The organism is Bacillus sp. RZ2MS9 (genome assembly GCF_001816185.2).
GTDB lineage: Bacteria > Bacillota > Bacilli > Bacillales > Bacillaceae_G > Bacillus_A > Bacillus_A cereus.
Genome location: NZ_CP049978.1, coordinates 4,975,898 through 4,995,934, shown reverse-complemented (window position 1 = coordinate 4,995,934; position 20,037 = coordinate 4,975,898). Strand labels below are relative to the sequence as shown.

The window sequence follows — 20,037 nt, the reverse complement described above, 5'->3', positions numbered from 1 at the left end:
AGCTTTCTTATTGATATACTGGACTTTACGGAAAAAATCACTATAAGAAATGAGGAATTTATTCAGTATGGAATGGCGTAATATATATCGTGGATTTTGTATGGGCGTTAGTGATTTAATTCCTGGTGTGAGCGGCGGTACAATCGCTGTTGTGTTAGGGATTTATGAACAATTGCTTGCGGCAATTAGTGGATTCTTTAGTCGTGAATGGAAAAAACATTTAGGATTTTTAATTCCCCTTGCAGCTGGTGTGGCAGCGGCATTTTTAACGTTAAGTCACGTTATTAAATATTTACTTGCAAATCATTATGAACCGACTCAATTTTTCTTCCTCGGTTTAATTATTAGTATATTACCGATGTTAATGAGGGAAGCTGATGCAAAGTCGTCGTTTAAAGGTAAGCACATCGTTTTATTAATAGTTGCAGCAATTCTTGTTGCGATTACAGCTTTCTTTAAACCAGATAAGGCAGCAGATCCAATTACGACTTTAACAATTTTAAATGCAATTGGTTTATTTTTCGCAGGATGGATGGCTAGTATGGCCATGCTGCTTCCTGGGATTAGTGGATCGTTTATTTTATTAATTATTGGTGTGTATCCAACAGCAATTAACGCTTTAACTACACTTAACTTACCTTTAATCGTGGTTATCGGTGCTGGTGTTATGGTTGGATTTGTTGTAAGTAGTAAAGGCATTAGTTTTTTATTAGATCGTTATAAAAGTATGACATTTGCGGCAATTATTGGACTTGTAATCGGTTCGATTGTGATTGTATTCCCTGGGATTCCGACTGGTGGATTTTCAATTATAAGTTCAATCATTACCTTTATTTTAGGATTTGCGATTGTTACTTATTTCGGTAAGAAATAAGTACTTTAATCCCCTTGGCGATAAAAAGCGTTAAGGGGATTTTTCATGCTATTCATTAAAAGTATAAGCATTTACATTGCTTGTTATAGAAAGCTTTTTTAAAATTGCTGAGTAGCATATGCTTAGCGAAAGAGGACTGGCTCCTTCGTTGTAGCAAACTGTTTTTGATAGTATAATGAAAGAAGTATGCAGTGAGGAATTTTACTGCAAGTAGCTGAGGTGAAGAAACATGCAAAGAGTGACAAACTGTGTGTTAATTAGAGATAATGAAGTACTCTTACTCCAAAAACCTCGCCGGAATTGGTGGGTTGCACCAGGCGGGAAAATGGAGCGTGGTGAGACTGTAAGAGATTCCGTTGTTCGCGAATATCGCGAAGAAACAGGTATTTATTTGAAAAACCCAGCGTTAAAGGGGGTCTTCACCTTTGTCATCCAAGAAGGTGATAAAGTTGTTTCTGAATGGATGATGTTCTCCTTTTTAGCGACAGATTTTGCAGGAGAAAACAAACTAGAGAGCGAAGAAGGCATCATTGGTTGGCATACATTTGATAAAATTGATGATTTAGCAATGGCGCCAGGAGATTATCACATTATTGATTATTTAATTAAAGGAAATGGCATAATCTACGGTACATTTGTATATACCCCAGATTTTGAGTTGCTTTCATATCGATTAGATCCGAGTTAAACCGTCAAGGAGAGGATACGATGACAGAGAATAATGATATAAAAATGGTAATTATTACAGGGATGTCTGGAGCTGGAAAAACAGTAGCTTTACAAAGTTTTGAAGATTTAGGATATTTTTGTGTAGATAATTTACCACCGATGTTATTGCCAAAGTTTATTGAACTTATGGCGGATTCAAAAGGGAAAATGAATAAAGTGGCACTTGGTATTGATTTACGTGGCCGCGAGTTTTTCGAACATTTATGGGGAGCACTTGATGATTTATCAGAACGTACATGGATTATTCCTCATATTTTATTTTTAGATGCGAAAGATAGTACGCTTGTAACTCGTTATAAAGAAACGAGACGTTCGCATCCACTTGCACCAACTGGTTTGCCGTTAAAGGGAATCGAAGCAGAGCGCAATTTATTAACAGATATGAAAGCACGAGCGAATATTGTGCTTGATACATCGGATTTAAAACCGAAAGAATTACGTGAAAAAATTGTTCACTTGTTCTCAACAGAAACTGAGCAAGCATTTCGTGTAAATGTTATGTCATTTGGATTTAAGTACGGTATTCCAATTGATGCAGATTTAGTATTTGATGTTCGTTTTTTACCAAATCCATATTACATTCCACACATGAAGCCATTAACAGGACTAGATGAAGAAGTTTCTTCGTATGTACTGAAATTTAATGAGACACATAAGTTTTTAGAGAAGTTGACGGATCTGATTACTTTCATGCTGCCTCATTATAAAAGAGAAGGCAAAAGTCAACTTGTAATTGCAATTGGATGTACAGGTGGACAGCATCGTTCTGTTACGCTTACAGAATACCTTGGGAAACATTTGAAACCAGAGTATAGTGTTCATGTATCTCATCGTGATGTGGAGAAGAGAAAGGGCCATTAAGGGATGAAAAAAGAGAGAAAGCCTAAAATTGTCATCATGGGAGGCGGAACTGGACTCTCTGTTTTATTAAGAGGATTAAAGCAATATCCTGTTGATATTACAGCAGTTGTTACAATCGCTGATGATGGTGGTAGTTCGGGTAGATTACGTGATGAGCTAGAAATTCCACCTCCAGGTGACATCCGTAACGTACTTGTTGCGTTATCGGATGTAGAGCCATTGGTGGAAGCTTTATTTCAGCACCGTTTCACAACAGGAGACGGACTGAAAGGTCATGCGTTAGGAAATCTATTATTGGCAGGTATGACCTCGATTACAGGAGACTTTTTCCATGCAATTACGGAAACAAGTAAAGTATTAAATGTCAGAGGACGTGTATTACCAGCAGCGAATCAAAGTGCGGTACTTCATGCGGAACTTGAAGATGGAGAAATTGTAACAGGTGAATCAAAGATTCCTTATTACGGAAAGAAGATTAATCGTGTCTTTTTAACTCCAGAAGATGTAGAGCCATTGCATGAAACGTTGGCTGAGATTAAACGAGCTGATTTACTTGTTTTCGGTCCTGGCAGTTTGTATACGAGTATATTGCCCAATTTAGTTGTTAACAAAATTGGAGACGCTGTTCTTGCTGCAAAGGCGAAGAAGGTATATGTATGTAACGTTATGACACAAGCGGGTGAAACGATGGGATATACTGCTTTTGATCATGTGCAGGCGTTACACGATCATTTAGGGCAACCATTTATCAACACTGCAATTGTAAATAACCGTGAGATTCCTTGTGAATTACGTAAGTTATATGATGAAGAAATGTCTACACCAGTTGTAGTGGATGAAGAACGTTTTGTTGAAAATAATATTGATGTTATTCAAGAGGGATTAGCGAAGTATGATGATCATGTTGTAAGGCATGATACGTTAAAGTTAGCTTCCATTTTATATTCATTGTTATAAATATGCGTTGCCTCGTTTGAGGTAGCGCTCCTCATTCATATAGGACAAGAATTTTGTTCCATAATAATCGTATAAGGAGGTGTTGACTGTGTCATTTGCATCAGAAACAAAGAAAGAGTTGACGAATCTTGAGATGAAGGAATGCTGTGAGAAAGCAGAATTATCAGCGTTACTTCGAATGAACGGGTCGCTTTCTTTTTCAAACCGTCGTCTATCTATCGATATTCAAACGGAAAATGCGGCAATTGCAAGAAGGATTTATACGCTTTTGAAAAAAGGATATGACGTGACGGTAGAATTACTTGTTCGTAAAAAAATGCGATTGAAGAAAAATAATGTATATATTGTGCGGCTTGTTGAGAAGTCTCGCGAAATATTAGCTGATCTTCATATCGTTCGAGATGACTTTTCATTTATTCGAAATATATCACAAGAACTGATTGAGAAGAAATGTTGTAAACGATCGTATTTACGCGGAGCATTTTTAGCAGGTGGTTCAGTAAATAACCCAGAAACATCATCTTATCATTTAGAAATCTTTTCGTTATATAAGGAACATAATGATGCTATATGTGAACTGATGAACGGATTTGATTTAAATAGTAAGACGCTGGAGAGAAGAAAAGGGTACATTACGTATTTGAAAGAAGCAGAAAAAATTACAGAGTTTTTAAATATTATAGGTGCTCATAATGCACTTTTAAGATTTGAAGATATTCGAATCGTACGTGATATGCGTAATTCTGTAAATCGTTTAGTGAACTGCGAAACAGCTAATTTAAATAAAACAATTGGTGCAGCACTAAGGCAGATTGAAAATATTCGTTACATTGATGAGACAGTTGGTCTTGATATATTGCCGGATAAACTACAAGAGATTGCACAATTACGAAGAGATTATCAAGATGTAACATTGAAAGAGTTAGGTGAGATGGTATCCGGGGGGAAGATTAGTAAGTCGGGTATTAATCATCGTTTGCGTAAAATCGATGAAATTGCAGAGAAATTACGCGCGGGGGAAACGGTAGCAAAAAAATAAGAGGTTAAAGGGGAAATGGAGCTGTGGTTCAAAAAAGAGTTCAGGTTTCATTAAAAAACGGTTTACAAGCACGTCCGGCTGCGTTGTTTGTACAAGAGGCAAATCGCTTTCATGCAGATATCTTCATCGAGAAAGATGGAAAGACAGTAAATGCAAAGAGCATAATGGGGATTATGAGCTTAGCAATTGGAACTGGAAGCATGATAACAATTACAACAGAAGGTTCAGATGCAGAAGAGGCTTTAGAAGCATTAGCTGCATATGTACAATAAAAAGCTATCGCGTATATGCGATAGCTTTTTTGTTGTCTGTGCGAATTAGCGAGGAGGGGTATTTAAGGGGTACGTGCTTGTCGAGAATTGTCGGTAAGTCGATAAGTTATGTCGAAACGTCGATATATTAAAATAATCGCCGATATAATCGGAGTTGCGGTCGATATATTTGAAAAATCGCTGATATATTTAGAGAGATACTGGATGGGGTATGTGAGCGGGGAACAATATATAAAAGAAGCGCCCAATTATAGGGCGCTTCCACTTTTAGTTGTATCCAGCTCCAGCGACCTGCGATTCTAAACGAGCCGCTTTCGCTTTTAGTATATCCAGCTCCATCGGCTAGAATCTCCGGTCGCTTCGCCCTGCGATTCTGAACGAGCCGCTTTCGCTTTAAATTAATTAACGATTTGTAAAGATTTTATCGATTAAACCGTATTCTAAAGCTTTTTCTGCTGTCATGAAGTTGTCGCGGTCTGTGTCGCGTTGTAGTACTTCAAGTGGTTGACCAGTGCGGTCAGCAAGAATTTGGTTTAGTTTTTCACGTAAGAATAGGATACGTTTTGCAGCGATTTCGATTTCAGTCGCTTGACCTTGTGCTCCTCCAAGTGGTTGGTGAATCATTACTTCACTGTTTGGAAGTGCATAACGTTTTCCTTTTTCACCTGCTGCAAGTAAGAATGCACCCATAGATGCTGCCATACCGATACAGATTGTTGATACTTGTGGTTTAATAAACTGCATTGTATCATAGATTGCCATACCTGCTGTGATAGAACCACCAGGGCTGTTGATGTAGATGTGAATATCTTTTTCTGGATCTTGAGATTCCAAGAATAAAAGCTGGGAAACGATTGAGTTAGCTACGTTGTCATCAATTGCACTACCAAGCATAATGATGCGGTCTTTTAATAGTCGAGAGTAAATATCGTAAGCGCGTTCTCCACGATTTGTTTGTTCAATTACTGTAGGAATTAAATTCATCTGTTATTTCCTCCTTATAAAGCTTTCTTAGTCTTATAATACAATTATGGTCAATAAAGGTCAAACGAAACCACTTTAAATCAAAAAAATATGTAGTTGTACCATGAAATATTCGCTATGTTTTCGAAATTCCCTGCTTATGTATCTTCAACATCATAACCGAATTACATAAATTTAAACGTTATGAAAACTGGAGAAAAAAGAAAAGAACGCCTTTTAACTGAAGCGTTCTTTCGATAATTAGTCTTTTAAAAGATAGGTTACTTTATTTAAAATCTTTTCGATTTGTTTCGCGTTTTTACTATACATTTCGCTTGCTGATTTCGACTTTGTTTCTAGGGAAAATAGTTCAAGATCAGCATGACATTTTTTTAAAGATGCTAATAATAAAGGTTTGTTTTGAGGAGAAGGCATTTGGAGTTTGTCATTGTAAATGTCGATAGTAAGTTGTCCGTATGAATCCACTTGACCGAGGAAGACATTTTCAATAACAACACCGAGTTTTTCTAATTCTGAATGTAGCCAAGCGCGGTTATGTCCGCTTGCTGAAAGAGGTTCATCTAGTACATTTCCATCCATAATAACAGTTTGTGGTTCTTTCTCGTTTGGTACTTTTAAACCGATATCTTTTGCTGTAAGTGGCTGGGAATCTTTCTTTAATAATACATTTAATTCTCCGCTCGGTTCTAAGACAGCAAATTCGACTTCAGCTACGCTGAACGCACTTTTTCCACGGAGAAGTTCCAGTAATTCGTCACTCGTATATTTTTCTTTCTTTAAGTTATCTTCGAGTATCTTTCCGTCTTTTATTAATACGGTAGATTTCCCTTCAAAGAAGTCCCGAGCTGTTTTGTTCTTTAAAGAGAGGATTCCTGTTAAAAAAGGTACCACAGCGAAAATGAGTATCGCAAAGACGCCGTGAAAAAATTTTGAATCGAGCCCTGTAGATACTTGGGCAGCGATGTCACCAATCGTCATTCCGGCTATGTATTCAAAAAAGGAAAGCTGAGAGATTTGTCTTTTCCCTAACCATTTCGTAATAGCGAATAAAATAATTAATATGAATACAGAGCGAAGAATGACAAGTGTCCATTCCGGCAGGTGAGACATAGTCGTTTCCTCCAGTCTACTTAAAACCCTTTATATTGAGGTTCTTCACGTTCTAATACTGAAATTCTATCCTTTAAATCAGCGATGACGCTGTCCATTTCTAACATACATTCATGAAATACGCGTTTTGATTCTTCGTCTTGTGAATTTAATGAAAGGGAGCTTAAACTTGCTTGAGCGCCCCTTACACTAGCAAGGCAAGTTTTTACGCTAGCGATAACAGTCATATAAACACCTCTTATCCTTTCGGTTTGAATAACAATGCTCCAATGAAGCCGAAAATGATAGCCGCTGATACACCGGCGCTCGTTACTTTAAACATGCCGGTAATAACGCCAACGATGCCATGTTTTGCAGCTTCTTCCATTGCGCCATGAACGAGGGCATTACCAAAGCTTGTAATAGGTACAGTTGCCCCGGCTCCAGCGAAATCAATTAATGGCTCATACAAATTAAATCCATCTAATATAGCTCCAGCAACAACGAGTGTTGCCATTGTATGAGCAGGTGTTAGTTTGCCGACATCAAACATAAGTTGGCCGATTACACATATGAGTCCGCCAATGACGAAAGCCCAGAAAAAAATCATTGCGTTGCACCTCCAAACTCAATCGAAACGGCGTGAGCGATACACGGAATCGTTTCTTCTTGTTGGAATGTAAGTGGAGATAGTAAAGCGCCTGTCGCAACGACAAGTATTTTTTTGAACTCTCCTCTTTTCATTCGGTTTAATAAATGACCGTACACGACTGTTGCAGAACATCCAGGTCCGCTAGCACCAGCTATGACAGGTTGTCCTTCTCTATAAATGATAATTCCGCAATCTTGAAATTGTTCGCTCGTTACTTTCGTTCCGTGTTTATGTAGTAAGTCATAAGCAATTTCGCGTCCTACATGTCCGAGATCGCCTGTTACGATTAAATCGTAGTAAGAGGCATCAATTTGACGTTCACGTAAATGGGCTTCAATTGTATCAACTGCAGCTGGAGCCATTGCGCCTCCCATATTAAACGGATCCGTTAATCCCATATCAACCACTCGGCCGATTGTTGCAGAGGTTACTCTTGGACCGTGTCCAGTATCGCTTAAAATAGCGGCTCCTGCTCCGGTTACTGTCCACTGTGCAGTAGGCGGCTTTTGTCCACCGTATTCGGTAGGGTAGCGGAACTGTTTTTCTACAGCTGTATTATGGCTTGAAGCTCCAGTTAATAAATATTTTGCACCTTTTGCATTTACGATACTTGCCCCAAGTGCTAAACCTTCCATAGAAGTAGAGCAAGCCCCGAATAATCCGAGATAAGGAGTCCCAAGTGTGCGGCAAGCAAAGCTTGTTGGAGTAATTTGATTAATTAAATCTCCTGCGAGTACGAATTGAATATCATCTTTACGAAGCTCTGCTTTTTCAGTAGCGCGACTACAAGCTTCTTCGAATAAAATCTTATGTGCTTTTTCATAGGAATCTTGTCCGAGCCATAAATCTTCATGAAGGATATCGAAGTCTTCTGGGATGTTCCCCTTTGCTTCAAATGGTCCACCGACAACCCCTGTTGAGATAATGACTGGTTTGTTTTCAAATACCCACGTTCGGTGTCCTTGTAACATTTATAGCCCTCCCCATTGAACGAGAATAGTTTTAATAAGCGCGATGACGAAAGCGGAAAATACACCAAATAAAATAACAGAACCAGCTAGTTTAAACATATTGCCACCAACGCCAAGGACAAATCCTTCCGTTCGATGCTCAATACATGCGGCAATAACAGAGTTACCAAATCCAGTAACAGGTACAGCTGTACCAGCACCGGCAAACTGTCCAAAACGATCGTATATACCAAATCCAGTTAGTAACATGGAGATGAAAATGAGAGTTGCGACTGTTGGATTGCCTGCTGAGCGTTCAGTGAAATCAAAATATGTGATGTAAAAAGTAGAAATGAGTTGTCCGATGAAGCAAATAAAACCACCGACGAAAAAGGCTTTTATACAATTTTTTAAGACAGGTCGTTTCGGTTCGCGTTCTTGTTCGAATTTTTTATACTCCTGTTGTACAGGGGTTAAGTTTTTATCTTTACTAGACATTGCAATCCTTCCTTTTCTTTTAAAAAGCGTTAAGTGTTAGACTCCATTTTTTTACCAATGAATTTTAATTGTTTATTAATTTCATCTTTAGATACTTCTTTTTCCTTAATTTTTCTTTCGAGTTTTTCGAGTAACATAAAGATTTTTTTATCTGTACTGACACGAACATCGAAAGTAGGGTGCTCATCACTTAGTTGCTTTTGAAGTTTGCTGCGCAACGGCTTTAATCCAAACCTTTCGTGATGCTCAGGTGTAACTGCTATGTAGAGATCTAAATTTGAATTCACTGCTGTGCTTTTTATAATTTCATCCATAGCGAGAGCTCTTTTCTTCGCTCCTTGTGATATAGATTGATTAAAGGATTCCGTACTCGTCTTTGTTAACTTTGGACCTTTTTCTTTCTCCGTTCGTTTTGCTTCTTCTTTCACTTTTTTATCTAAAGGACTATTATCACATCCGGTAAAAGAGCTAAATAGAAGTGCAAATAATGCGGTTATGAGGCCGAGTTTTCGCATAATTATCATTCCATTTCTATTGCAATATGTAATGTGATAGAAAAAGGATGACTGCATATCATCCTTTTTCTATTTCACAGCAAGATTGGTTCGTTATTGCTGTGAGTATTGTGGTTCTTCTTGTTGGACTTCTTCAACACGTGGGTTTAAAGAATCGATAATCGTTTGTGTTTGCTGCGCAGCTGTTTGGAAAAGTTGCTTAGCTTGTTGGTTATCCGTATCAAGAGCGAATCCCTCTAAGCTAGCTTGGGCACTTTTTAATCCCGAAACAGTCTGCTTTAATTTTGTAATTACAGTCATTGAATGAAGCCCCCTTTGGAATATCAATTCAAAGATTATAATTTGTGAGTTGGGGAGAATTTATGATTGGAAAATTTAGGGGTGGAATGGATTTTATATGCTCTTAGCTAAGATGCATAAGGTATTACGGGGATATTTTTATTGATTTAGATGGATTTTATTGCTATTATTATGAGAAGAAAATGAAGTGTTTTCTATAATCATGCGCCCATAGCTCAGTCGGATAGAGCGGTGGTTTCCGGTACCACGTCTGCCGGGGGTTCGAATCCCTCTGGGCGCGTCAAAAAATCCTAACTTACGTTTTGTAGGTTAGGACTTTTTTATTTATCTCATTATTTGAGGGTTAAACAAAACAAACTGATGGAAGTCTCATTTTATATGTGTACTTTCAAAATGCCTTGTCTCATTGCTTCTGTTAAAGCTTCGGAGCGTGATCCTACTTTTAATTTTTTGAAGATTTTTGTTAGGTTGTATTCTACAGCTCTTGAACTCATGTACAGTTCATCAGCAATTTGTTTATTGCTACTTCCTTTAGAGACGGATTCTAAGATTTCTAATTCTTTTTGTGTAAGAAGAGCGGTTTTATTTTCAAGTTGTTGAGTCGTTATATCGTCTGTACGTAGTTGACGTAATAACGAAATAGGAAGTAAAGTATATCCGTTTACAGCTGCACGAATTGCCATTAATAGCTCTTGTTGAGAAGCTGATTTACTAATAATGCCGCTGATACCAGAGTTTATTAATAAATTGAATTGGGATACGTATTCAAAACCTGTATATAAAATGATTTTTGCATCTGTTTGAATATGTAATATTTTCTGGGCGAGTTCAATACCACTACAATTGGGCATATTCATATCTAAGAGGTATACGTCAAAAGGTGTAGCGTCACTTTTTATAAGTGCTTCCTGTTCATTTAAAATATATTCTGCTTGCATATCTTCTTCTAATTCAATCATGTTCTTTGTTCCTTCGCCTACAATTTGATGATCATCTACGATTAATACTCGAATCATTATTTACCACCTCGGAACTGTAATGTTTATTTGAAGTCCTTTTTTAGCTTCGGATACTATATGTATTTCTCCACCAATTGATTGAAGCCTTCCTTTTATACCGGAAAGCCCCATATGCTGATTAGGAGAGTAGGGAGTGTCTATATTAAAACCTTTGCCGTTGTCTCGGTAGTCTAGGAAAATACAGTTATTCTCTTCCCATAAAAAAATCGATACGATGGTTGCCTCGGAATGTTTATCTGCGTTTGTTAGTAGTTCTTGAATGATACGATATAAAGATAAAATTTTGTCAAAATCGTAATGATGTTCTTGAATTGATTCATGATCAAATTGAATTTGAAACTGCACACGCAATTGTGTTTGGGCTAGCAATTCTCTTAATGCACCAATTAAACCAGCATCTGATAAAAGTGATGGACGCAATTCATTACATGTGTCGCGAATTTGTTGTATTACATCGTGCATACCGAAATGGATTTTTTTTAGTTCATTTTTTAATTCTAGTGGAACGGATTTGTTTTTTAGTAAAGAATCTAGTTTACGGTACCATACGATTTGATCCTGTAATGCAGAGTCGTGTAAATCTGAAGCGAGTCGGCGCCTTTCTTGTTCAGAAATTTGAAAGAGTAGGCGTGATAAGCTTGCAGAATTTGTTTTGGATTCTAAACTCTCCTGCTCTAGAGAATGAATAATTTCATTAATGGTATACAAGTTTTCGTAAATAAGACGGACGTATGTCGTGACAGTGATGAACCATGATTTCTCATGCGTATTATATTTGATATTATTCACTTTTGTTCCAATCCAGATGTAGTGTTTTATATGTTTAGTAGAGTATAAGTAAATGCCGATGCATCCATCATCCTCTAATAAATCATTAATTAGTAATGCTGCCATACTCCATTTTTTCTTTTTAGAAAGTGTGAAATCTTTCGTTTGTCCATATCCGTTACATTGTGTATATGTGTTGTCTTTCATATTATATTGAACAAATTGAATAAAAGAAGGTTTCAACATCGAAACGATTTCATTAGTGAATTTTTTCTCTAACTCTTCTGTTTTCATAATAGATGATAGCTGTGCGGTAAACTGTTCAATGTTTACGTATAAGTTTGTTTTAGTCCGAAAGAGGTGATTACGAAAGGTAAAATCTAACCTTTCTTTTAATATGAGAAATAGAATGTTTAACGGAAAAATAATAATAAAACTTTGCAGTAGTCGAGAGAGAAAATTGTCTTTGTAATAAATGCTCCAGCTCGTAATGATTGCAATTAATAGAGTTGGGATTAGTGACAGAAATGCGTAATACCGTAAACGATCAAATACAAAATCTATATCAAAGATCTGCTTCGTCGCTACTAAATAAAAATAACCGATTGGAAGAGCGATTAGGAACATAGCTCCAATATCTGCTGAGAGAATCGGTGTACTGAATATTGCATCTGGAAGAGCATAGAGTGTAACGAACGGAAAGAAGGCAATGGAATGAATCGTGAGCATTAATTTTAAAAATGGTTTATGTACTGTATTGTGATATTTGATATAGGCACGGATTAAAAAGTATATGCAAAAGATAATATTTATTGAAAGGTAAATTAGTTCTAATCCATCGGTATTAACTACGGGAAATGGAATGAACATCATTAAAATAGAGAGTGATAATAAAATAATGCCAATTGCAATGTCGATTTTTAGAAATCTCATAGAAATGACGTATAGTTGCTTTTTCTTAAATAATTCATTCAACAATAAAATGAGAGACATAGGTGTACCTTGAAATACAATACTTAAAATAATGAGGGCGATAAAATCACCTTTACCAGATTCAACTGCAATTAGAAGACTTGAGGAAGTCATGAATAGAAACGTGATCAAAAAGAATGTTTCCCGGTTCAAAGGCTTCTTTGTATAAAGAAAAATAGATAACCCTAAACAAATAAAAGCGAGTAGGAAGGGGAAGTATACAGAAATGATTTTGTCACGATAATCAATGAAATGTTGTGTTCCTTTATAAGTTTGGGTGATATCATCTTTTTTAACTTGTATTTCTGATGCATTTAGTGATTGGTTTTGATATCCAGGAAGTATTCCTAAATGAGGCTTTTCTTTATTAATCGAATAGATTATATCTCCTTCTTTTAAGTCCGTATGAAAAGCCCAACCGGAGGATTTAATTTTTGCTATTGTGTATGTAGCTGAGTCTGTTTTAGAAATAAGAACTCCACTATATGGTTGGTTTATTTTATATAAGATATAGCCTTGTAAACAAAAATACATGATAGTTACACATGAAATGAAAACGAAATTACGTTGTATCTGCAACGGTTTGGACACCTCTCTTTGTAGGTACATCATTTAATTTCTGAATATTTTTATAATAACATTTAAGAAGTTTTCATACAATCAACTTCATCTGTTGAAATTGCGGTGAACCACATAAGAGTGGTTCGCTTTTTTACGGTAAATACAGTACGGATTGCGGACAATAGCATCAGAAAGAAGTCTATGATAAAGATACAACTTAACAAGTAAATGAAAGGGGAAATAGTTATGAAAAAGTTTTTGTTGATGGTAGGCGGGATTGTATTAGGAATGGCGGTTATTTATTTCGTAAAAAGCTAAAAGGAGCTGTTATGGGTGGCATTTGAAATTCAAGGATTAAATAAAACATTTGGTGAATATAAAGCCGTTAATGATTTAAATATACGTGTAGAAGAAGGTGGAATTTTAGGGATGCTGGGCCGAAATGGTGCTGGTAAGACGACAACGATTCGTATGATCTTAGATTTAATCAAACCGGATAGCGGCCAAATTCTATGGAATAATCGCCCTTTTTCAAAGAAAGACCTATCTATTGGCTATTTACCAGAAGAGCGTGGATTATACCCGAAAATGAATGTAGTGGAGCAATTGGTGTATTTCGGCAAGTTAGAAGGAATGCCAGCTAATCTTGCAAAAAGGCATGCGTTACAATGGCTAGAAAAATTAGAAATGACACCACATTTAAAGAAGAAAACAGAGGAATTGTCAAAGGGAAATCAACAAAAAATCCAATTGATTTCAGCGATATTGCATAATCCGGAATTCATCATACTAGATGAACCATTTAGTGGATTGGATCCTGTAAATGCAGAGATGTTAAAAAATGTTGTGCTTGAGTTAATTGCGCAAAGAAAAACGATTATTTTTTGTAGTCATCAAATGGACAGTGTAGAAACGTTCTGTGAGGAAATTTGTATTATGAAAAACGGTCAACTTGTATTATCGGGTGCTTTGTCAGATATTAAGAAAAGTTATCAATATAAATATATGACGTTGCAAACGGAAGGGGATATTGAACCTATTCTTAAGAAGAAAAATTTCAATTTTGAAAAAGTTAATCGTACGTTCATGATTAAAGTTAATGATGGAGAGGATGCATTTTCGCTGCTTGAAGATATTAAAACTAAACAATATATCCGAGATGTTTCTATTAAAGAACCTTCTTTACATCAAATCTTTGTTGAAAAGGCGGGTGCATAAGTAATGAGGAATTTCTGGATTGTTTTAGGGCAAACATACTGGGACCGTGTGAGAACGAAAATATTTATTGGGATGACATTGTTATTAATAGGAGGAGGGATATTCTTATTCTCTTTTCCAACTTTAGTACAAAAGTTTTCTGGGGAGAAAGAAAAAGCAAAGGTTGTATTTATTTCTGAAGCACCCAATGTTACGGTGGATCAATCTAATCTTAGTAAAGCTCTGCCAGAATGGGATTGGTCTTTAGGAGATAAAACAAAATTAAATCAATATAAGCAACAATTGTTAGATAAGAAAGTCGAAGCGCTCTTTATATTAAAAGAGGGTGCGGGTGCTGAACCAGTATTAGATTACTTTATGAAGCTAGATAATCCTAAGTTGATTCAAAGTGCACAGGTATTTGTACAAAATCAGTATTTTCAAAGTGCGGTAGTTAAGCAGCAGTTATCAGAAGAGGCTGTGAAATCATTGACGATGAACGTGCAAGCGACAAAGCAAAACTTAAATAATGAAGAAACAAGTTCATTTTTACTAGTATATTTATTAGTAGCGATTATGTACTTAGCGATCACTTCATATGGAAATGCTATCGCGACAGCAGTTGCATCAGAGAAAGCCTCACGTGTTATGGAAGTGATGGTTACAAAAGTATCTCCTGTCCATATGGTTTTCGGGAAAATTTTAGGAGTCGGTCTTGCTAGTTTGACACAGTTATTTATCTTCTTCTTTAGTATGGCGCTATATATTAAATCTGGAATTTTTAAGGTATCGGATTCGTTTTTTGGAGTGAATATTGATGTAAATATGATTACAGGTGAGCACGCTGCATATTTCTTGTTATATTTTGTTCTCGGTTACTTCGTTTATGCGGCACTTTTCGCAGTGTTTGGTTCTATGGTAAGCAGGCCAGAAGAATTATCTGGAACAACGATGCCAATTACTCTTATATTGATGGGAAGCTTAGTGGTGGAGTTATTAGTAGTACTTGATAACCCTGAAGGGCTAGTATCAAGAGTGACATCATATGTACCGTTTACAGCTCCAATTAGTATGGTAGTTAGGATTATTAATGGATCCGTTGGGAGTTTAGAAATTATTACATCTATGGTTGTATTATTAGCTAGTATCAGCTTAATTGCTATGTTTGCAGCGAAGGTCTATCCGAAAGGCGTGTTAAGAAGTGGTAAGAGCCTTAAATTTAGTCAACTGTTAAAAAATAATTAGTTGTAGGGGGGAATAAATAATGAGATTTTTTTCGAAAAGAAAACAAAAAATGATGGATAGTAGTGGCGAGAGAAGCGTGAAAAAAATAGTTGAGTTGTCTGTGGAAGAGATGAGGGGAATTCAAGGAGCGTCTAGTGAATCAAATGATTATCTCTATGATTCCTATGTAATTAGGAATCAAAGTTCCTTAGCGTTGAATAAAAGGTTTCTTCCTTAACAAAAATCATAAAAGAGTAGTTAGGCATAGTGAAGCGTCACTATACCTAAACTGCTCTTTTTATTTTGGAATTGAACAGAGAGAAATTTAATGTTGTTATATATAAAATTAAGAGTTACTATTAGTATGTGGTTATAAAATTTTATCCGCATTAACGGGCAGTAAGACCCCCACCTCAAAATTCAGCGGAAGCAAAGAAGTTAGGTGGGGATCGGACTGCCCGTAAAAGCCCGATTGGTAAGGGCTAATAATCAGTGGGGATGGACAAAACCCCCCACTGATTAAAGTTTCACTTTATTATTTTCTTTCAATATTATTCAAATTTCGGTTGTAAGTTGTAAATCTCATTAATACATATAAATTAATAATATTTTGGAATGGGTGTCTGCGTGAGGATTCTCCTTTTACCAAACTTATTGTACAATAGAAACAAGGGGGAGATTAGTTTGAAGGCAAGTCTTTTACAAGAACAAAGCTTACGTTTGGCAATGACACAAGAGTTAAGGCAAGCGATTACAATGCTCCAGTATAATGTACAAGAATTATCGGAGTTTTTGTATGAGCAATCGTTAGAGAATCCCCTTATTGAGTTAGGTGGTTTTGAGAGGGAGAAGAAAAAGAGCTCTAACAACAGTAAAAGTACCAGCAAACAAGTCGAGAATCAGATGGAGATCTACAGTGTGGATTCTACAACGATTCAGCAACATTTATTAAATCAAATACAGTATTATAAAATAGATGAAGAAGAGCGAAAAGTAGCTTCTTTCATTATTATGAACATGGATGGAAATGGATATTTACAAGAAACGAATGAAGAGTTAGCAGAGCTCCTTTCTGCACATATTCATGTAGTCGACCGTTCTGTAGAGCTTGTCCAATCACTGGAGCCAGCAGGGGTAGGGGCGCGTAATATTCAGGAATGTTTAACCTTACAATTGAAGCGCTTACAAAGACGTAATGGATTAGCAGAAGAGGTTGTAGAAGATCATTTCGCTTATTTTGTGAAGAAAGATTGGCGAAAGCTCGTTCAAGTGTTGAAATGTAGTAATGAGGAATTGCAGATTGCGGTAAATTGTATAACGTCATTACAACCAAAACCAGGTCTTGCGTTTTCTTCAGATAAACCACTTTACATTGTACCTGATATGGCGGTGAAAAAAGATGGCGATCGCCTCGTTTTACAAATGAATGAGAGAAATATGCCGAGAATTGAAATTCATTCTGAATATAGTGCGCTTCTTAATAATAGTGAAAGTGAAGTAGCATCTTACGTATCAGAAAAGTATCAGCATGTGCAGTGGATTATGCGCAGTTTGAAGCAGAGAAAACAGACATTGCTGCAAGTAATGACTATTATTATGGAAAAACAACGTGATTTCTTCTGGAAAGGTCCAGAGTATTTAAGACCTCTCGCTTTAAAAGAGGTAGCGGAAGAGTTAAGTGTGCATGAATCGACAATTAGTCGTGCGACGCGAAATAAATATGTGCAAACACCACACGGTTTATTTGAGATGAAATCGTTCTTTAGCAATGCCGTTTCGACGACTGAAGATGAAGCAGTTTCTACAAAACGTGTAAAACAATTTATTCAAACGCTAATTGGGGCAGAGGATAAGAAAAAGCCACTTTCAGATCAAAAGATTTCAAAATTATTAGAAGAAGAGCATGAAATTGTTATTTCTCGAAGAACAGTGGCGAAGTATAGAGAACAAATGCATATCCCAGCTTCGTCATTACGAAAAACGATCGGATAGGTGAAGAAGATGAAAGTTGTACTGTATACTAAAAAAGATTGTGGCCTTTGCGTGAAGGCGAAACAAGTTTTACAGGAAGTACAATGTGAATATTCTTTTCAAATCGAGGAAATAGATATATATGAAGATAATGACCTTTTAGAAAAATATCACTTAATGATTCCGGTTGTAGAAATGGACGGAAAACAAGTAGAATATGGTAACATTCACAAAGGTGTCATAATAAACTATATAAAGAATGCAGTTAAGAGTTGAATAAGTTTCTATCTCCTGTTACAATAATACACGTAGCAGGGATTATTTTTTTAACCTATGTGGGACACAAAATGTCACTACGGGACGTAAAGTGACCACGAGGGAAAATGAACCGATGTAGTGAGGAGAAAAGATATGCGCTCATGGATTCAGAACACAAAAAAATTATTACCTGATCTGCTACCTGTTATGCAAACGAGAATGCAAATTCTTCAATACATTAGGCTCATGCAGCCGATTGGAAGAAGAAACTTATCAGCAAGTCTCGGTATGACAGAACGAGTATTGCGAAGTGAAGTTCAAGTTTTGAAAGAACAAAACTTAGTTCACGTCGCTTCTTCTGGAATGACTTTGACAGAAGAAGGAACAGCTTTAGTTCTTGCTTTGGAAGACTTTATGAAAGAAATTTCCGGGTTAAAGGTTTTAGAAAAGCAACTTAAGGAAACATTAGACTTGGATGAAGTTTTCGTTGTCCCTGGTGATAGTGATGAATCACCTTGGGTCAAACTGGAGATGGGCCGTGCTTGTGTGACTTGTATAAAAGACCGTCTGACAGCGAATAATATCGTTGCTGTGGCTGGAGGAACTACGCTAGCTGCTGCTGCGGACATGATGCAACTTGATTGCAAAGATTTACATATGCTGTTTGTCCCAGCACGTGGTGGGATTGGAGAAGGTGTTGAATTAGAAGCCAATACCATTTGTGCCAAGATGGCGCAAAATACGATGAGTAATTATCGCTTATTGTATGTTCCAGACCATGTTAGTAGCGAAGCATATGCGTCTATTGTGACAGAGCCTTCCGTGAAAGAAGTTCTTGAGTTGATTCGATCTTCCAATATCGTCATTCATGGAATAGGTGATGCGTTAACAATGGCACGTCGCAGAAGTACTTCAGAAGCAGATTGGTTAAAGATTCAGGCAAGCGAAGCAGTTGGCGAAGCTTTCGGTTACTACTTTAATGAAGAAGGAAATGTTGTTCATAAAGTAAGAACAGTTGGTATGCAACTAGAGGACTTACAAAATGTATCTCATGTTGTTGCAGTCGCTGGAGGTTCTTCAAAGGCAAAAGCAATACAGGCTGTAATTAAACAAGGGCACACTTCAATTCTAATTACAGATGAAGGTGCAGCAAAACAGTTAACAAAGGGTTTTACCCTTTAATATAATCCCCCAAGGAGGAAATTCAAATGACTAAAATTGGTATTAATGGATTTGGACGTATCGGACGTAACGTATTCCGCGCAGCTCTTAACAACTCTGAGGTAGAAGTAGTAGCAATCAACGACTTAACAGATGCTAAAACATTAGCTCACCTTTTAAAATATGACACAGTTCACGGAACTTTAAATGCAGAAGTATCTGCTAACGAAAACAGCATCGTTGTTAACGGTAAAGAAATTAAAGTTATCGCTGAGCGTGACCCAGCTCAATTACCATGGAGCGACTACGGAGTAGAAGTAGTAGTAGAATCTACTGGCCGTTTCACTAAAAAATCAGATGCTGAGAAACACTTAGGTGGATCAGTTAAGAAAGTTATCATCTCAGCTCCAGCTTCTGACGAAGATATCACTGTAGTTATGGGTGTTAACCACGAACAATACGATGCAGCTAACCACAACGTAGTATCTAACGCTTCTTGTACTACAAACTGTCTAGCTCCATTCGCTAAAGTATTAAACGAAAAATTCGGCGTAAAACGCGGAATGATGACAACAATTCACTCTTACACTAACGACCAACAAATCTTAGACTTACCACACAAAGATTTACGTCGTGCTCGTGCAGCAGCTGAAAACATGATCCCAACATCTACTGGTGCAGCTAAAGCTGTAGCATTAGTATTACCAGAACTTAAAGGTAAATTAAACGGTGGCGCTGTACGTGTTCCAACTGCTAACGTTTCTCTAGTTGACTTAGTTGTTGAACTTGACAAAGAAGTAACAGTTGAAGAAGTAAATGCAGCATTCAAAGCAGCAGCTGAAGGCGAATTAAAAGGTATCCTTGGATACAGCGAAGAGCCATTAGTATCTATCGACTATAACGGATGTACAGCTTCTTCTACAATCGATGCATTATCTACAATGGTAATGGAAGGTAACATGGTTAAAGTACTTTCTTGGTACGATAACGAAACTGGTTACTCTAACCGCGTAGTAGACCTAGCAGCTTACATGACTTCAAAAGGTCTTTAATTCTTAATTATATAAGTTATCAATGACAAAACGAGGGAGAGGGTTTGTTCCCTCTCTCTCTTCTTTCGTTTTAAAAGCAAATGTGTTAAGCTTTTGAGTGGGTTTTGTCAATCCTAACTAGTAGTCGGAGGGAA

At 36.8% G+C, this 20,037-nt stretch carries 23 protein-coding genes and 1 tRNA gene; 14 read left to right on the top strand and 10 right to left on the bottom strand.

Annotated features, from left to right (window positions below):
* Nucleotides 1-67 precede the first annotated feature (67 nt).
* The 6 genes from BHV55_RS25625 to BHV55_RS25600 all read left to right on the top strand — a co-directional run bounded on the left by BHV55_RS25625 (nt 68) and on the right by BHV55_RS25600 (nt 4,732).
* Nucleotides 68-874, top strand: coding sequence for a DUF368 domain-containing protein (locus BHV55_RS25625; RefSeq protein WP_000455196.1), 807 nt, complete (start codon nt 68-70; stop codon nt 872-874).
* Between the two features lie 229 nt (nt 875-1,103).
* Nucleotides 1,104-1,562: an NUDIX hydrolase gene (locus BHV55_RS25620; protein WP_001190080.1), complete on the top strand. Its 459-nt coding sequence runs from the start codon at nt 1,104-1,106 to the stop codon at nt 1,560-1,562.
* 20 nt (nt 1,563-1,582) lie between these two features.
* Nucleotides 1,583-2,464, top strand: a complete 882-nt coding sequence (gene rapZ, locus BHV55_RS25615) for an RNase adapter RapZ (RefSeq protein ID WP_000138459.1) — start codon at nt 1,583-1,585, stop codon at nt 2,462-2,464.
* Nucleotides 2,465-2,467: 3 nt separating this feature from the next.
* On the top strand, nt 2,468-3,421 hold the full coding sequence (locus BHV55_RS25610; RefSeq protein ID WP_000712186.1) for a gluconeogenesis factor YvcK family protein: 954 nt from the start codon (nt 2,468-2,470) through the stop codon (nt 3,419-3,421).
* An 88-nt stretch (nt 3,422-3,509) separates the two neighbouring features.
* Nucleotides 3,510-4,460, top strand: a complete 951-nt coding sequence (gene whiA, locus BHV55_RS25605; protein WP_000006560.1) for a DNA-binding protein WhiA — start codon at nt 3,510-3,512, stop codon at nt 4,458-4,460.
* A gap of 23 nt (nt 4,461-4,483) precedes the next feature.
* Nucleotides 4,484-4,732 carry an HPr family phosphocarrier protein gene (locus BHV55_RS25600; protein WP_000250307.1) on the top strand — a complete coding sequence of 83 codons (249 nt, stop codon included), beginning with the start codon at nt 4,484-4,486 and terminating at the stop codon, nt 4,730-4,732.
* Between the two features lie 402 nt (nt 4,733-5,134).
* On the opposite strand, the gene clpP is transcribed toward BHV55_RS25600, so the two are convergent.
* The 8 genes from clpP to BHV55_RS25560 form a co-directional block, all read right to left on the bottom strand.
* Nucleotides 5,135-5,716 carry an ATP-dependent Clp endopeptidase proteolytic subunit ClpP gene (gene clpP, locus BHV55_RS25595; RefSeq protein WP_001049162.1) on the bottom strand — a complete coding sequence of 194 codons (582 nt, stop codon included), beginning with the start codon at nt 5,714-5,716 and terminating at the stop codon, nt 5,135-5,137.
* 240 nt (nt 5,717-5,956) lie between these two features.
* Nucleotides 5,957-6,826: a DUF421 domain-containing protein gene (locus BHV55_RS25590; protein WP_000018924.1), complete on the bottom strand. Its 870-nt coding sequence runs from the start codon at nt 6,824-6,826 to the stop codon at nt 5,957-5,959.
* 20 nt (nt 6,827-6,846) lie between these two features.
* Entirely contained in the window at nt 6,847-7,053 is a 207-nt protein-coding gene (locus BHV55_RS25585; RefSeq protein WP_000215909.1) for a DUF1657 domain-containing protein, read from the bottom strand.
* 11 nt (nt 7,054-7,064) lie between these two features.
* Complete coding sequence (gene spoVAE / locus BHV55_RS25580) at nt 7,065-7,415, bottom strand: stage V sporulation protein AE (RefSeq protein WP_000575919.1); 351 nt, start codon at nt 7,413-7,415, stop codon at nt 7,065-7,067.
* On the bottom strand, nt 7,412-8,428 hold the full coding sequence (spoVAD, locus tag BHV55_RS25575) for a stage V sporulation protein AD (protein WP_000938972.1): 1,017 nt from the start codon (nt 8,426-8,428) through the stop codon (nt 7,412-7,414). Before spoVAD ends, spoVAE begins: the two co-directional genes overlap by 4 nt.
* Nucleotides 8,429-8,905, bottom strand: a complete 477-nt coding sequence (spoVAC, locus tag BHV55_RS25570; protein ID WP_000095399.1) for a stage V sporulation protein AC — start codon at nt 8,903-8,905, stop codon at nt 8,429-8,431.
* Nucleotides 8,906-8,934: 29 nt separating this feature from the next.
* Nucleotides 8,935-9,420: a YhcN/YlaJ family sporulation lipoprotein gene (locus BHV55_RS25565; protein ID WP_001228546.1), complete on the bottom strand. Its 486-nt coding sequence runs from the start codon at nt 9,418-9,420 to the stop codon at nt 8,935-8,937.
* A 93-nt stretch (nt 9,421-9,513) separates the two neighbouring features.
* The gene (locus BHV55_RS25560) at nt 9,514-9,720 is read right to left on the bottom strand and encodes a DUF1657 domain-containing protein (RefSeq protein ID WP_000216166.1); all 207 of its coding nucleotides are present in this window, start codon (nt 9,718-9,720) and stop codon (nt 9,514-9,516) included.
* Between the two features lie 204 nt (nt 9,721-9,924).
* Between BHV55_RS25560 and BHV55_RS25555 the strand changes: the two genes are divergently transcribed.
* A tRNA-Arg gene (locus BHV55_RS25555) sits at nt 9,925-10,000 on the top strand.
* A gap of 94 nt (nt 10,001-10,094) precedes the next feature.
* On the opposite strand, the gene BHV55_RS25550 is transcribed toward BHV55_RS25555, so the two are convergent.
* Both BHV55_RS25550 and BHV55_RS25545 read right to left on the bottom strand, forming a co-directional pair.
* Complete coding sequence (locus BHV55_RS25550) at nt 10,095-10,736, bottom strand: response regulator (RefSeq protein WP_000621763.1); 642 nt, start codon at nt 10,734-10,736, stop codon at nt 10,095-10,097.
* A gap of 3 nt (nt 10,737-10,739) precedes the next feature.
* Nucleotides 10,740-13,091, bottom strand: a complete 2,352-nt coding sequence (locus BHV55_RS25545) for a sensor histidine kinase (protein ID WP_423220432.1) — start codon at nt 13,089-13,091, stop codon at nt 10,740-10,742.
* Between the two features lie 282 nt (nt 13,092-13,373).
* Between BHV55_RS25545 and BHV55_RS25540 the strand changes: the two genes are divergently transcribed.
* The 7 genes from BHV55_RS25540 to gap all read left to right on the top strand — a co-directional run bounded on the left by BHV55_RS25540 (nt 13,374) and on the right by gap (nt 19,903).
* The gene (locus BHV55_RS25540) at nt 13,374-14,258 is read left to right on the top strand and encodes an ABC transporter ATP-binding protein (RefSeq protein ID WP_000863493.1); all 885 of its coding nucleotides are present in this window, start codon (nt 13,374-13,376) and stop codon (nt 14,256-14,258) included.
* 3 nt (nt 14,259-14,261) lie between these two features.
* Complete coding sequence (locus BHV55_RS25535) at nt 14,262-15,482, top strand: ABC transporter permease (RefSeq protein WP_001243609.1); 1,221 nt, start codon at nt 14,262-14,264, stop codon at nt 15,480-15,482.
* Nucleotides 15,483-15,501: 19 nt separating this feature from the next.
* A complete protein-coding gene (locus tag BHV55_RS25530; RefSeq protein WP_001210632.1) occupies nt 15,502-15,699 on the top strand; it encodes a hypothetical protein in 198 nt (65 codons plus the stop codon).
* Nucleotides 15,700-16,145: 446 nt separating this feature from the next.
* On the top strand, nt 16,146-17,453 hold the full coding sequence (gene rpoN / locus BHV55_RS25525; RefSeq protein WP_000647952.1) for an RNA polymerase factor sigma-54: 1,308 nt from the start codon (nt 16,146-16,148) through the stop codon (nt 17,451-17,453).
* Nucleotides 17,454-17,462: 9 nt separating this feature from the next.
* Complete coding sequence (locus BHV55_RS25520; protein WP_000869730.1) at nt 17,463-17,708, top strand: glutaredoxin family protein; 246 nt, start codon at nt 17,463-17,465, stop codon at nt 17,706-17,708.
* A 135-nt stretch (nt 17,709-17,843) separates the two neighbouring features.
* Nucleotides 17,844-18,872 carry a gapA transcriptional regulator CggR gene (gene cggR, locus BHV55_RS25515; protein ID WP_001258185.1) on the top strand — a complete coding sequence of 343 codons (1,029 nt, stop codon included), beginning with the start codon at nt 17,844-17,846 and terminating at the stop codon, nt 18,870-18,872.
* Between the two features lie 26 nt (nt 18,873-18,898).
* Nucleotides 18,899-19,903 carry a type I glyceraldehyde-3-phosphate dehydrogenase gene (gene gap / locus BHV55_RS25510; protein ID WP_000161236.1) on the top strand — a complete coding sequence of 335 codons (1,005 nt, stop codon included), beginning with the start codon at nt 18,899-18,901 and terminating at the stop codon, nt 19,901-19,903.
* Nucleotides 19,904-20,037: the final 134 nt, after the last annotated feature.

What these genes read in the sequence shown, in the direction of transcription:
- cggR (WP_001258185.1), top strand. Translation starts at nt 17,844, where the DNA reads ATGCGCTCATGGATTCAGAACACAAAAAAATTATTACCTGATCTGCTA.
- BHV55_RS25520 (WP_000869730.1), top strand. Translation starts at nt 17,463, where the DNA reads ATGAAAGTTGTACTGTATACTAAAAAAGATTGTGGCCTTTGCGTGAAG.
- spoVAC (WP_000095399.1), bottom strand. Translation starts at nt 8,905, where the DNA reads ATGTCTAGTAAAGATAAAAACTTAACCCCTGTACAACAGGAGTATAAA.
- BHV55_RS25590 (WP_000018924.1), bottom strand. Translation starts at nt 6,826, where the DNA reads ATGTCTCACCTGCCGGAATGGACACTTGTCATTCTTCGCTCTGTATTC.
- rapZ (WP_000138459.1), top strand. Translation starts at nt 1,583, where the DNA reads ATGACAGAGAATAATGATATAAAAATGGTAATTATTACAGGGATGTCT.
- BHV55_RS25550 (WP_000621763.1), bottom strand. Translation starts at nt 10,736, where the DNA reads ATGATTCGAGTATTAATCGTAGATGATCATCAAATTGTAGGCGAAGGA.
- BHV55_RS25530 (WP_001210632.1), top strand. Translation starts at nt 15,502, where the DNA reads ATGAGATTTTTTTCGAAAAGAAAACAAAAAATGATGGATAGTAGTGGC.
- BHV55_RS25545 (WP_423220432.1), bottom strand. Translation starts at nt 13,091, where the DNA reads ATGATGTACCTACAAAGAGAGGTGTCCAAACCGTTGCAGATACAACGT.
- BHV55_RS25535 (WP_001243609.1), top strand. Translation starts at nt 14,262, where the DNA reads ATGAGGAATTTCTGGATTGTTTTAGGGCAAACATACTGGGACCGTGTG.
- BHV55_RS25620 (WP_001190080.1), top strand. Translation starts at nt 1,104, where the DNA reads ATGCAAAGAGTGACAAACTGTGTGTTAATTAGAGATAATGAAGTACTC.
- clpP (WP_001049162.1), bottom strand. Translation starts at nt 5,716, where the DNA reads ATGAATTTAATTCCTACAGTAATTGAACAAACAAATCGTGGAGAACGC.
- BHV55_RS25565 (WP_001228546.1), bottom strand. Translation starts at nt 9,420, where the DNA reads ATGCGAAAACTCGGCCTCATAACCGCATTATTTGCACTTCTATTTAGC.
- BHV55_RS25610 (WP_000712186.1), top strand. Translation starts at nt 2,468, where the DNA reads ATGAAAAAAGAGAGAAAGCCTAAAATTGTCATCATGGGAGGCGGAACT.
- BHV55_RS25625 (WP_000455196.1), top strand. Translation starts at nt 68, where the DNA reads ATGGAATGGCGTAATATATATCGTGGATTTTGTATGGGCGTTAGTGAT.
- BHV55_RS25560 (WP_000216166.1), bottom strand. Translation starts at nt 9,720, where the DNA reads ATGACTGTAATTACAAAATTAAAGCAGACTGTTTCGGGATTAAAAAGT.
- BHV55_RS25585 (WP_000215909.1), bottom strand. Translation starts at nt 7,053, where the DNA reads ATGACTGTTATCGCTAGCGTAAAAACTTGCCTTGCTAGTGTAAGGGGC.
- spoVAD (WP_000938972.1), bottom strand. Translation starts at nt 8,428, where the DNA reads ATGTTACAAGGACACCGAACGTGGGTATTTGAAAACAAACCAGTCATT.
- gap (WP_000161236.1), top strand. Translation starts at nt 18,899, where the DNA reads ATGACTAAAATTGGTATTAATGGATTTGGACGTATCGGACGTAACGTA.
- spoVAE (WP_000575919.1), bottom strand. Translation starts at nt 7,415, where the DNA reads ATGATTTTTTTCTGGGCTTTCGTCATTGGCGGACTCATATGTGTAATC.